This is a genomic window from Desulfobulbus elongatus DSM 2908, from assembly GCF_000621145.1.
GTDB classification, from domain to species: domain Bacteria; phylum Desulfobacterota; class Desulfobulbia; order Desulfobulbales; family Desulfobulbaceae; genus Desulfobulbus; species Desulfobulbus elongatus.
In genome coordinates this window covers 1-12107 of sequence record NZ_JHZB01000004.1, presented here as the reverse complement: position 1 = coordinate 12107, position 12107 = coordinate 1, and the positions used below count along the sequence as shown (strand labels likewise).

Annotated in this window: 10 protein-coding genes and 1 pseudogene; 5 read left to right on the top strand and 6 right to left on the bottom strand. The window is 56.0% G+C overall.

Going from position 1 to position 12107, the window contains the following annotated elements; genetic code table 11:
* Positions 1-556: 556 nt before the first annotated feature.
* From Q362_RS0102950 to Q362_RS0102930, 5 genes are all read right to left on the bottom strand, one after another.
* On the bottom strand, positions 557-1186 hold the full coding sequence (locus Q362_RS0102950) for a hypothetical protein (RefSeq protein ID WP_028317467.1): 630 nt from the start codon (positions 1184-1186) through the stop codon (positions 557-559).
* Positions 1183-2073 (bottom strand): site-specific integrase, encoded by an 891-nt coding sequence (locus Q362_RS0102945; protein ID WP_028317466.1) that lies wholly within the window; start codon positions 2071-2073, stop codon positions 1183-1185. Before Q362_RS0102945 ends, Q362_RS0102950 begins: the two co-directional genes overlap by 4 nt.
* Positions 2039-2317, bottom strand: a complete 279-nt coding sequence (locus tag Q362_RS18840; RefSeq protein ID WP_051553550.1) for a hypothetical protein — start codon at positions 2315-2317, stop codon at positions 2039-2041. The genes Q362_RS0102945 and Q362_RS18840 overlap by 35 nt, the downstream gene beginning before the upstream one ends.
* A gap of 223 nt (positions 2318-2540) precedes the next feature.
* Positions 2541-3500 (bottom strand): phage replisome organizer N-terminal domain-containing protein, encoded by a 960-nt coding sequence (locus Q362_RS0102935; protein WP_028317465.1) that lies wholly within the window; start codon positions 3498-3500, stop codon positions 2541-2543.
* A 7-nt stretch (positions 3501-3507) separates the two neighbouring features.
* Complete coding sequence (locus tag Q362_RS0102930) at positions 3508-3732, bottom strand: helix-turn-helix transcriptional regulator (protein ID WP_035215436.1); 225 nt, start codon at positions 3730-3732, stop codon at positions 3508-3510.
* 987 nt (positions 3733-4719) lie between these two features.
* Between Q362_RS0102930 and Q362_RS0102925 the strand changes: the two genes are divergently transcribed.
* The 5 genes from Q362_RS0102925 (at position 4720) to Q362_RS21940 (ending at position 11778) form a co-directional block, all read left to right on the top strand.
* Positions 4720-5016, top strand: coding sequence for a hypothetical protein (locus tag Q362_RS0102925; protein ID WP_028317463.1), 297 nt, complete (start codon positions 4720-4722; stop codon positions 5014-5016).
* Between the two features lie 181 nt (positions 5017-5197).
* Positions 5198-8011, top strand: a complete 2814-nt coding sequence (locus Q362_RS0102920) for a type I restriction endonuclease subunit R (protein ID WP_028317462.1) — start codon at positions 5198-5200, stop codon at positions 8009-8011.
* A gap of 81 nt (positions 8012-8092) precedes the next feature.
* On the top strand, positions 8093-8956 hold the full coding sequence (gene dinD / locus Q362_RS0102915) for a DNA damage-inducible protein D (RefSeq protein WP_028317461.1): 864 nt from the start codon (positions 8093-8095) through the stop codon (positions 8954-8956).
* Between the two features lie 63 nt (positions 8957-9019).
* Entirely contained in the window at positions 9020-10687 is a 1668-nt protein-coding gene (locus tag Q362_RS0102910) for a type I restriction-modification system subunit M (protein ID WP_028317460.1), read from the top strand.
* On the top strand, positions 10684-11778 hold the full coding sequence (locus Q362_RS21940; RefSeq protein ID WP_084312224.1) for a restriction endonuclease subunit S: 1095 nt from the start codon (positions 10684-10686) through the stop codon (positions 11776-11778). The genes Q362_RS0102910 and Q362_RS21940 overlap by 4 nt, the downstream gene beginning before the upstream one ends.
* Positions 11779-11827: 49 nt before the next feature.
* Here Q362_RS21940 and Q362_RS24180 read toward each other — a convergent pair.
* A pseudogene (locus Q362_RS24180) lies at positions 11828-12107 on the bottom strand (hypothetical protein); the annotation flags it as partial.

Here is a 12107-nt window from a genome sequence, read left to right as displayed (position 1 = left end):
TGTATTTCAAAAAACAAAAAAAATAATTTGGCCGTTAGAAGTCATGATCTGGCCATTAGCATACGCCATGACCTCATACTGAAACCGAATAAGCCTTTCAGTCTGAGCCCCGCCGGAGGCAGAGCGCCTCTCCGCCTTCGCCACCTGGAGGTGGAGCGTGGCTGGGGGAAAGGGGCAAGGCTGCGAGTGAGCGAGCACCCGCAGGGCTTGGCCTTGCGGCTTTGCTCCAGCCATGCTACCTGGCCGGGTAAGCCTGCCTTTTAATGCGCTACAAACACCAAAGGCCTCCACTACCGGGGAGGCCTTTCACTGTGCATGCTCAATGTCCGCGTCGCGTTAGATTGCCAAACGGTCAGTTGATGCCGTGGCCGATGGTTATAATCTGAACCACCGCGAGAAGTCACCTTCCCGATTCGCCCCCAAGAGTTCAGCGTGGGACTGTTCACCGCTGCTGGCCTGTGCGCCTCTGCGCCTATCAGGTCAGGTAGATCTGCCACATAAGAGGTCCGGCTCTGCGGGCCGATCCGTGTGTCGTCAGACAAAGCGCCACGGTGCGCTACATATCGTCACTGTATTCGGGCCAGGAGTGATGGTCAACTGGTTTTCTTCGCTGTTTTCCCGCAAGTCGCTTCATCTTGGCCCTGGCATTGAATAGCTCCCGCTGCTGGGATTCGACCTTGCGCTCCAGCATCATTATCTGTTTGCCGCGCTCACCGCTTTTCATCATTTGGTCAAAGGATTCTTTCCGGGCTTGCTGGAGCAATTTCCGCAGGTTCTTTATTTCAACTTCTTGTATCTGCTGATTGTTGCGCAGACTTTCAGCCAGCTCCCGGAGCTTTATCTCCTCTGGAGTCACTTCTTTTGCTGGCGGTTGCTCGCCATCCAGCAGGTGATACAGCCAGTGATACCCGCCCCCCAAGGAATATCCGGCCAGGACGCAGAGCAGCATCAGTGGCCACAGCTCCCATAATGCCTGCCTGCCGATGCCATGGGAAGAGAGGGTAGAGCTGCTCACCACCTTGCCCGCCCTGCGCTCCACCAGCACCATCCCATCCTGGGGGAGATAAAACGGGTCCGCCTCCAAGCGGAAGAAACCCCAACCGGGCAACACCCAAGCCAACCAGAGAACAACCAACAGAGGTAAGAAACCAACAAGAAACCAGAAGCTGTGCCATCCTTTTTTCATCGCAGATAGGCCTCAGTGGTTTCCTTGTCAAAATGGCCGACCTCCTGGGCCACCGTCCCCTTCGCCTGGTCATACCGCATCCCCTGCTGCTGCAACTCGTTCATCCGCTCCTGGGCGTAACTGTGGCGCAGCCCATGGCCGCCGTTGGAAAAGCCCAACTCGCGTTTGCTGGCAGACGAAAAACTCTGACTCCAGGCCCGGCCGCCGCCGATGTCATAATGCTGGCTGTAGTGCACACCCCGGTCGATCACCAGGCGGGGTTCCTCCAACCGCCTGGCTTCCAAGGCCGTGACCAACTCTCGGGCCAACACCAACTCGCGCACCAGTCCACCTTTGCCGACAACGGTGTATCTATCCCCCTCCCGGCCTGTGAACCGCTCCTCGTTCCACTGGCGGTGACCGGAGGCTGCCCGTTCACCAGCAGGCCGCAGGGTGAGTAACTCATGCGCCCGCAAGCCGGCATGATAGGCTAACCGGGTGGCCAGGCTGTTGGTCTCGCTCTGGGCATGTGCTATCCTCTCCACCTGGGCAGGGGTATAGCTTCGGGTGGCAAGGGTGCTCTCTTTGCTGCTGCAGACGATCTCCAGCTTTTGTCCCAGATGGATCTGGATCGCTTGACGGTCCAGATCGAGGGTTTTCTGACCGACTACCTCTGAGCGTTCGGCCAGATACTGCCGGGCCTCCTGTTCGCTGGCGCTGTGCAGATCTCCCAATCGATGCTGGCGGAGATAGTCGGCAAAGCCCTTGAGGGCCTGTTCATAGCTCCGGGCCGTACCCAGACTGTGAATCCGACCGTCGTTCTGGTGATCATGCCTGCCGGTCCCCAGGGCAATTTTGCGGGAGACTGCATGTTCAGCCTGGGCCTTCGGGGAGCGGAAACTCGGCATGGTGTAACTCCGGCAAGCATTTCAGATAGCGGTCAATCGAGCTGCGATGGATCCGACAGCGATGGACCCTTAGCCACTCGGCCAGATCGGCGCATGAGGCGCCGGCCCGCCTCATCGCCACAAGTTCGGCCCGGTAGCGGTCCAGCCGGCTTTTGCGGTAGTGTTTCCGCCTGGCCACTGCCCGGCGGCTGCGAATGCGCGCGACCTCGGCCTGCGCATCAAATGTCTCCTCATGTGTCTCCATGGTTCGTCCTCCGTGCTTTGTCGCGCCCGGCGCGGCAAAGCGGTGCTGGGGTGCGGGTTCCGCGCTGTGTCGGCGCCTGCTGACACAGCGCGGAAATCCGGGTATCGAAATTGACAGTGGTTTGCAGTAGGTGACAAACAGTCTTCAGTGTGTCAGCGCTGCAACCACCGGGGATTTCCGTGTCTGCTGCATTGCAGCCGTGCAAGGCACGGTTGCCACGCTTTCAGGAGCAGCCGCTCACCTGCCGGGCCTCCCAGGCTTTCATCTTGGCCAGGATCTGGACCACACCCTCCGGGGCATGAGTGCCGACAGGATATTCATCCCGGGCAACGGTGCAGAACTGGTCACGCTCGCTGTCACTCAGGCTCTGCCACAGTTGGTCACGGGCCTTGTTCTCAATTTCTTCGGCCAGTTGCTGCGCCACTAGACCGGCCGTTTGCACCTCCTGCCGTCTCCGGATCTCCTGAGCACGTTTCTGCCGTTCTTCAGGAGGCGCATACCAGTCTGGAATAACCAGGGTTTCGCAGAGGGTGTTGAGGTAGCCACCCGGATTGCGGATCTCCACCCGGTCACGTCGCCAGGTTTCCGCCGCGACATCGGCGGCCTGCCGTAAACGCCCAGGACCGTGACGTTGCATCAGTCCACCCAGTTCCTGAGCAGAGATGTTTGACAACGGTGTCTGTGACAACAACAACCGTACTCCCTCTGTTGTTGTTGTCTTCTCTACTCTGTTCTTCTCTGTTCTGTTCTCAGGCGTGACATCACGTGACGGAGAAGCGTGACTGTCACGTGACACCGGCTGTAACACCTCGGGTCCTTTTTCCCGGTGCCGCTGTTGGCGGAGCCGGTCCTTTTCCCTGCGGACCTCCAGCTTTTCCTCGCTCTGGTACTTGCGCCAGTTGCGAATCCGGATAATTGCATCCCGCTCGATCATTTCCAACCGGGCAAACAATTCGAGGCCCTGCTCGACAACTGATTCGGGTATTGCCAATAGCAGGCTCAAGGTCTCGGCCGTATAGGGCTTATTCTCTGAGATCATGAGTGCCCCTCCCCGGCCGCACTTGCCGGCCTCGGCAATGAGCATCACCCAGAGCAGCACCAGGGTATCGCCCTTGGGTCCCTTGCGGATCAGTTTGATCTTGCGGTGATCAAAGAGGTCGCACTTCACTTTGACCCATTCCATAGCCACCTCACACGAAGGTGTCCTGGATGAGCCGGCGGATATCCTCCACCCGCCAGGCGGTGATGCGCGGCCCGAGCTTGACCGGGCGGGGATAGCGGCCTGATTTGACGCCAGCCCACCAGGTGCTTCTCGACACCGGGATCAATGCTGGAACGGGAGGCTGGGCCTTGGAGTTGCCGACAATCTGGGGCAGACGCAGGAATCCGGTTTCCGGCAGGGTGCTCCTTGGCATCATTTCCATATTGCCCTCCTTGTGGTCGGGCAACAGGACGCTGAGATCACCCATGAAAAGGTGGTTCCCGGGTGTTTGCGATGCGAGACAAACGATGTCACGCAGCGCATGCGAATTATTTTTGTAGAACGTGCCATAACGGATTGCTCCTCTTAGATAACTAATGAGGATTCCGTAAGAAAACCGGCCGTCCGGTTTTCATCTCGAGGCGGTGGAAAGCCCCAAAAGGGCGAAAAAATCTCTTACATGAAGCTGTTGGATGTCAGCACCCCTGGAAAAAGAAGAAAGAGGGTACTGAACGTTCCTGGCTCTGGATGGATGGCGGTCGTGAGGGTGGACTTTTGCCGAAGCACGGGTGGCCTACTGCACGAGGGTGTGCGGGCAAACCAAGACCCACCGGAAAGAGATCCGTGACGACCTGATGGTGGTTTTGATGTCCAACGCAGCGGTCAGCAGTGCGGGGGACGATTGAGGAATGCGCTGCCTCCATGTGGGCAGGTGACCTGGCATTATTGAATGGTGGCCTGCGTTCCGTAGAGGAACCGGCGTTCTCTTCCTCCTTCGCCTGCTGTGCCATGGGGCGGCGGAGTTGGCCTACGGCCACGAGAACGAACCATCGTTGCCTTATTGTGCTCGCAACGGGTCCGATTCGGGTCCCGGCCGGATGCCAGCGGAGCAACGCCGGCAATGGTCGGGGGATCCTGTGCTGTGCTACCCTGGCACGGATCAGCAGTTCTTCATCCGGGAACCGGGCAGGGTTCTCCGGACTGGGTAAGTGTTGTATCTGTTGTTATTTGATTATCTGTAGCCCCACCGTCTCGGGCGGAATCGGGATTACGCGCACATTTTAGACATGTATCGGTTGGCAGTCAAGAGAGATTATGTAAGTAATCCTGACAGATCAAAATGATACGCTACCGGAATCTCGGCGTGTTTTTGGAAACCCTGGACCACAAATAACCCACAAACATCACTGGAGGAAGGATCATGGCAACCAGCCAAAAGAAGGTCATCAAAAAGACGGCAAGGCGTACCCCCACAGCCAAGCTCATCGATGTCCGTTCCCCGTTGGCCAAGCAGATGCTGCATCTGGTGGTGCAGTTCGACTTGGCCTACGATCATCTGAAGGCACACTGGAAAGAAATGGGCGGCATCCCGGAGCAGGAAGCTCTGGAACTCATGGCCAATGCCCGCCAGGCTGTCGAGGCCTTCTCATCCTTTATGGACGAGTTTAGCGAGAGAGCAGGGTTTGATTATTGTCCCCCGAAGCACTCAAGACCATGAAGACGATGTGCAAAGTGACCATTGATTGCTCATGGTCTGCACGCTTCAGTAAACAAATGAGAGATTGACTTGATTTGCTTGACTTTTTTGTCGCGAAACATCAGGCAGGAGTATAAGGTGCAACCGATTGGGATGTAAGCCTGCTGAATATACGTGATAATGCCCAAGGATCGCCACACCTATGACAAAATCGGAGGCACAAACCCGTTCAGAACTCATTGATCGGCAATTGGCCCAGGCGGGTTGGGATGTGACCAACCCAACTCTGGTCATTCAGGAATTCGACATCCTGGTCGACTCAACTTCCTTGACCACCGCCGAGCCCCCGTCTCCCTATGCTGGCCACCAATTCAGTGATTACGTGCTATTGGGGAAAAACGGCAAGCCCCTGGCCGTGGTTGAGGCCAAGAAGACCAGCAAGGATCCGGCTCTTGGCCGCGAACAGGCCAAGCAATATTGCCACAATATTCAGAAGCAACTGGGGGGCGAGTTGCCGTTCTGTTTCTACACCAACGGTCATGATCATTATTTTTGGGATCTCGGCAATTACCCACCGCGCAAGATTGTCGGCTTTCCGACTCGCGACGATCTGGAGCGATTCCAGTATATACGCCGCAACCGCAAGCCCCTGACTCAGGAGCTGATCAATACGAACATCGCCGGTCGCGACTATCAGATCCGGGCCATTCGCGCCGTCCTGGAAGGCATCGAACAGAAAAAACGCGACTTCCTCCTGGTCATGGCCACCGGCACTGGCAAAACCCGTACCTGCATTGCCCTAGTCGATGCACTGATGCGTGCCGGGCATGCGGAAAAGATACTATTCCTGGTTGACCGTATCGCGCTGCGCGAGCAGGCGCTGGCCGCCTTCAAGGAGCACCTGCCCCACGAGCCACGCTGGCCCAACGTCGGCGAAAAGCTCATCGCCAAAGACCGCCGCATCTACGTCTCGACCTATCCCACCATGCTCAACATCATCCGGGACGAATCACAGCAGTTGTCGCCGCATTTTTTCGATTTCATCGTGGTCGATGAAAGCCACCGCTCCATTTACAACACCTATGGAGAAGTCCTGGGCTACTTCAAGACCATCACCCTGGGCCTGACCGCCACGCCGACCGACATCATCGACCACAACACCTTCCAGCTCTTCCATTGCGAGGACGGATTTCCCACCTTTGCCTACACCTTCGAAGAGGCGGTGAACAATGTGCCGCCTTATTTGAGCAGTTTTCAGGTGATGAAGATTCAGACCCGCTTCCAGATGGAAGGGATCAGCAAACGCACTATCTCACTGGAAGATCAGAAAAAGCTTTTGCTGGAAGGCAAGGAAATCGAGGAGATCAATTTTGAGGGTTCTCAACTTGAAAAGCAGGTGATCAACAAGGGGACCAACACCCTCATCGTCAAAGAGTTCATGGAGGAGTGCATCAAGGACGAAAGCGGGGTGCTGCCCGGCAAGACCATCTTCTTCTGTTCTTCCAAGGCCCATGCCCGGCGTATGGAAGAAATTTTCGACAAGCTCTTTCCCCAATACAAGGGCGAGCTGGCCAAGGTGCTGGTCTCCGATGATCCCCGCGTCTACGGCAAGGGTGGCCTGCTCGACCAGTTCACCAACAACGACATGCCTCGCATTGCCATCAGTGTCGATATGCTCGACACCGGCATCGACGTGCGTGAGATCGTTAATCTCGTCTTTGCCAAGCCGGTCTACTCCTACACCAAATTCTGGCAGATGATCGGGCGCGGCACCCGCCTGCTGGAAACCAGCAAGCCCAAGCCCTGGTGCACCGAAAAAGAGGTGTTCCTCATCCTCGACTGCTGGGACAACTTCGAATACTTCAAGCTGCAACCCAAGGGCAAAGAGCTCAAGCCCCAGCTCCCCCTACCGGTACGATTGGTCGGATTGCGGCTGGATAAAATTGAAAAGGCCATCGACCTTACCCAGGCAAACATTGCCGAGCGCGAAATTGTCAAACTGCGACACCAGATTAGCCAGTTGCCGCGAAGCTCCGTCATCATCAAGGAGGCGGCTGCCGTACTCGCCCGGATAGATGAGGAAAACTTCTGGATCACCCTGAATCACCAGCGACTGGAATTTCTGCGCACCGAGATCAAGCCCCTGTTCCGCACCGTCTCCGAGGCCGATTTCAAGGCCATGCGTTTCGAACGTGATGCGTTGGAATACTCACTCGCCTGGTTAAGCGGGGAAAAGGAAAAGGCTGAAACCCTCAAGGAGGGTATTGTTGCGCAGATCAGTGAACTCCCGCTCTCGATCAACTTCGTCAAGGCCGAAGAAGGTTTGATTCGCGCCGCCCAGACCAACCACTACTGGGCCAAAACGGATGCCAACACGCTGGAAGACGCCCTCGACGAGCTCAACACCCACCTCGGGCCGCTAATGAAATTCCGCGAGCTCCAGACCGGCCTCGGGCCGACACATCTCGACCTCACCGACGTGCTGCACAACAAAGAATGGGTCGAGTTCGGCCCGCAGCATGAGTCGGTCAGCATCAGCCGCTACCGCGAGATGGTCGAGGCCATGATTGCGGAGCTGACCGCGCACAATCCCATATTGCAGAAGATCAAGAACGGTGAAGAGGTTTCACCGGGTGAGGCTTCCGCTCTGGCCGAGCTGCTCCATGCAGAGCACCCACACATCACCGAAGACCTGCTGCGCCGTGTCTACAATATCCGCAAGGCCCGCTTCATCCAGTTCATCCGCCACATCCTCGGCATCGAGATCCTGAAGAGTTTCCCCGAAACTGTCAGCGAGACGTTTGACCAGTTCATCCGGCAGCATACTAACCTCTCCAGCCGTCAGCTGGATTTTTTGAACCTACTCAAGGGTTTCATCATCGAACGTGAGAAGGTGGAGAAGAAAGACCTCATCAACGCGCCGTTTACGGTCATCCACCCGCAGGGCATTCGCGGCGTGTTCAGCCCAGCGGAGATCAACGAAATATTACAACTTACGGAACGCCTGGCGGCCTGATGGATAAGAACCACGAAAGACATAAAATATCAGCGCTAGACCATTTTCCCGGCACCGGGAAAATGATCCGGAGGGCTTGTCATGGATAAGACGTCTGTACAGAAATTGTCATACTATTTTGATGGCTTGAGCCATACCATACCCGATGAAGGGATAGAATTCTGGTTCGCTCGGGATCTGATGGAGCCACTGGGCTATGTCCGCTGGGAAAACTTCCAGACCGCCATCAAGCGAGCCATAGAGTCTTGCGAAACAACGGGTTATGACCCAAATGATCATTTTCGTGGCGTCACGAAAATGATCGAGATCGGCAAGGGAGGGCAGCGAGCCGTCGATGACTTCATGCTCACCCGCTACGCCTGCTATCTCATTGCCCAGAATGGCGACCCGCGCAAGGAACCAATCGCCTTTGCCCAAAGCTACTTCGCCATCCAGACCCGCAAGCAGGAACTGATCGAAGACCGCATGCGCCTTCTGGCCCGGCTGGATGCCCGTGAGCGGCTGCGGGAATCGGAAAAGACCCTCTCCCAGAACATCTATGAACGAGGTGTGGACGATGCCGGATTCGGTCGTATCCGTTCCAAGGGGGATGCGGCGCTTTTCGGCGGTCACACCACCCAGGTGATGAAAGACCGCTACGGCATTACCAAAACCCGCCCTCTGGCGGATTTTCTGCCGACCCTGACCATTGCCGCCAAAAACCTGGCCACCGAGATGACCAACCACAACGTGCAGCAGGAAGATTTGCGGGGCGAGCACGCGATTACCCGCGAGCATGTGCAGAACAACGAGAGCGTGCGCGACATGCTCGGCCAGCGCGGCATCAAGCCCGAACGGTTGCCGCCGGAAGAGGACATCAAAAAGCTGGAGCGCCGGGTCAAGACGGAAGAAAAGAAGCTCGTCAAACAGTCAGGCAAGCTGCCCAACCCGAAGCTCGAAGAGTGAACAAAGAACCCATAACCACAGGAGTATTGACCGAGACTCCTGCCGGGAACCAAGGAAAATAACATGCTGCAAAACAACCCCGAACTCAAAAGCAAGATCGACCAGTTGTGGAACAAATTCTGGTCCGGTGGCATCTCCAATCCGCTCACAGCCATCGAGCAGATCACCTACCTACTGTTCATGAAACGGCTCGACGAGCTGGACCAGAAAAAACAGGCCGATGCCGATTGGACCGGTGAACCTTACACCGCCAAATTCGACGGTCCGTGGATTCCACCCGAATACCGCAACCAGGAAAAGCCCGAGCAATACGCGGTTGAAAAGCGCAGCCTGCGCTGGAGCGAGTTCAAACGCATGCAGGCCGAGGACATGCTCCAGCACGTCCAGACCAAGGTCTTCCCCTTTCTCAAGGATTTAAACGGCACCGAGTCCAGCTTCACCCGCCACATGAAAAACGCTGTCTTCATCATCCCCAAACCGGCGCTGCTGGTGGAGGCGGTCAAGACCATCGACGAGATCTTCGAGGTTATGGAGCAGGACTCGCAGGAGAAGGGTCAGGCCTTTCAGGACATCCAGGGCGATGTCTATGAGATGCTCCTCTCCGAGATTGCTACGGCGGGCAAGAACGGCCAGTTCCGCACCCCGCGTCACATCATCAAGCTGATGACCGAGCTGGTGCGGCCGCAACTGGGCCACCGCATCGGGGACCCGGCCTGCGGATCCGGCGGCTTTTTGCTGGGAGCGTATCAGTACATCGTCACCCAACTGGCTATTAAGGCGGGAACCAATGACCTGAAGCCTGATGAAGATGGGTTTGTTCGAACATCTGTAGCAGCTGCCTTCGACGAAAAAAGGCAGGCCATTCTGCAAGCCTCCCTCTTCGGCTACGACATCGATGCCACCATGGTGCGCCTGGGGCTGATGAACCTGATGATGCACGGCATCGACGAGCCCAACATCGACTACAAAGACACCCTCTCCAAGAGCTACCTTGAGGAGTCCGAATACGACATCGTCATGGCCAACCCGCCCTTCACCGGCAGCATCGACAAGGGCGACATCAACGAAAACCTGACCCTTGCCACCACCAAGACCGAACTGCTTTTTGTCGAGAATATCTACCGCCTGCTGAAAAAGGGCGGCACCGCCTGCGTCATCGTCCCGCAGGGGGTGCTGTTCGGCTCCGGCAAGGCCTTCAAAGACCTCCGTGAAAAATTGGTGACCCGCTGCGACCTCAAGGCTGTCATCACCATGCCCAGCGGCGTGTTCAAACCCTACGCCGGGGTCAGCACCGCGATTCTATTGTTTACCAAAGTCTGGGGGGTAGGAGACGATAAAGCCGCCAAGGACAAGCCAGCCACAGAAAAGGTCTGGTTTTACGAGATGCAGGCCGACGGCTACTCGCTGGACGACAAGCGCAGCAAGCAGGAAGGGTATGGGGATTTGCAAGATATTGTTGACCGGTTCCATGCACGCAATCCCGAGACCGATATCGACCGCACCGCGAAATGGTTTTGTGTGGCGCGGGGGGATATTGAGGCTGAGGGGTATGACCTGTCTTTGTCCCGGTATAAGAAAGATGTATTTGAGGAGGTGGCGTATGAGCTGCCTGCGGTGATCCTAGAGAGGCTGCTGCAGGAGGAAGTCGGGAATGTGGACGAGGCTGAACTGAAAAAGATTCAAAACGGAATTGTACGGGAGTTACTGGAGTTGAGGGAGATGATTGGATGAAAAAGGCTCCTATCAGCTCTATTGCGGATGTTACCGCAGGGCAAGGCGCCCCCAAGCCGGATGAATTTGCAGACAGCGGCATTCCTTTCGTTCGCGCTGGCAGTCTGGAAGATTTGCTCGCTGGTAAAAGCGAATCCGACCTTGAACTGGTGCCTGCCGAAACAGCCAAGAAGCGAAAGCTGAAACTCTACCCGAACGGCTCGATTCTTTTTGCGAAAAGCGGCATGTCTGCGACCAAGGATCGCATTTATGTTTTGCAGAATCCTGCCTATGTCGTCAGCCACCTGGCGATCCTGACTTCAAAAGACAACGTTTTTAGGGATTATCTTCGGCTTGCGCTCAAACAGTTTCCACCTTCAAGCCTCATCAAAGACCCTGCCTATCCAGCCATCGGACTCGGGGAGATTCAGGGCTACGAAATTCCGGTCCCCGAAGCAATCGATGACCAAAAGCGTATTGCCCATCTGCTCGGCAAGGTGGAAGGGCTGATCGCCCGGCGCAAACAACACCTGCAACAACTCGACGACCTGCTCAAAAGCGTCTTTCTGGAGATGTTCGGTGACCCCGTGCGGAATGAGAAGGGGTGGGATAAACCGGAATTGAAACATTTTGGCAAGATTTCGACGGGAAATACTCCGCCAAGAAAAGACCCGTCCAACTATTCGAGCAGACACATTGAATGGATAAAGACTGACAATATTTCGGCTGACTCTGTTTTTATAAGTCAGGCCGCAGAATACCTTTCAGAAACTGGGGCAACCAAAGCGCGAACAGTAACGAAGGGCGCTCTTATGGTGGCCTGTATAGCTGGAAGCGTTGAGTCCATCGGGCGGGCGGCACTGACAGACAGAACAGTTGCGTTTAACCAGCAAATCAACGCCATTCAGCCAAAGAAGGATATTAATCCGTTCTTTTTGTACGTCTTGTTCAAGATTTCCAAAGCCTACATCCAAAGTCATGCGTCAAAGGGGATGAAGAAAATCTTGACCAAAGGCGACTTCGAAAAGATCACGATGATCAAGCCGCCGGTCGAGCAGCAAAACCAATTCGCCGCTATTGTCGAAAAGGTGGACGCCCTAACAGCCCGTTGAAAAAGCCATGTTTCCGGGAGCATGCACTCGGTACGGCACGCCAAGCCGATCAAGACAAACCGGCACCGGTCAAAACATGCCCTGGAGGAATTTTATCCGTAGCGCGAAATCCGGTTACGAGGAGCAATACAAGGCTCCCTACAGGCCAAAACAGACGAACAACCAGGCCGGCCATCTCTCTGGGAGTGCCGTGCCGGTACAGATGACGCATCACCAGACCAAGATTGTAGCCAGCGGCATGCATCAGGTAGCGTTTGGCAACATTGTCCATACCGCGAAGTGTCATGCGGCCCAAGTTGCCGCTGCATTTGAGGAAGGCGAAGCTTCGC